This window comes from Bacillus sp. NTK074B, from assembly GCF_017303375.1.
In the GTDB taxonomy this organism is placed as follows: domain Bacteria; phylum Bacillota; class Bacilli; order Bacillales; family Bacillaceae_B; genus Rossellomorea.
The window spans coordinates 1-604 of the sequence record NZ_JAFKOH010000035.1; the positions used below are offsets into that span (position 1 = coordinate 1).

1 rRNA gene is annotated in these 604 nt (G+C 53.5%); it reads right to left on the reverse strand.

The features are described 5' to 3' along the window. Positions 1–604, reverse strand: a 23S ribosomal RNA gene (locus JI667_RS21305); the annotation flags it as partial.

Genomic DNA, 604 nt, shown 5'->3' on the forward strand with positions numbered 1-604 from the left:
GCGCTCCGGTTTCCAAGGCTCCTACCTATCCTGTACAAGCTGTACCAAAATTCAATATCAGGCTACAGTAAAGCTCCACGGGGTCTTTCCGTCCTGTCGCGGGTAACCTGCATCTTCACAGGTACTATAATTTCACCGAGTCTCTCGTTGAGACAGTGCCCAGATCGTTACGCCTTTCGTGCGGGTCGGAACTTACCCGACAAGGAATTTCGCTACCTTAGGACCGTTATAGTTACGGCCGCCGTTTACTGGGGCTTCGATTCGCACCTTCGCTTACGCTAAGCACTCCTCTTAACCTTCCAGCACCGGGCAGGCGTCAGCCCCTATACTTCGCCTTACGGCTTCGCAGAGACCTGTGTTTTTGCTAAACAGTCGCCTGGGCCTATTCACTGCGGCTCTCTCGGGCTTGCACCCTACCAGAGCACCCCTTCTCCCGAAGTTACGGGGTCATTTTGCCGAGTTCCTTAACGAGAGTTCTCTCGCTCACCTTAGGATTCTCTCCTCGCCTACCTGTGTCGGTTTGCGGTACGGGCACCTTTTTCCTCGCTAGAGGCTTTTCTTGGCAGTGTGGAATCAGGAACTTCGCTACTATAATTCGCTCGCT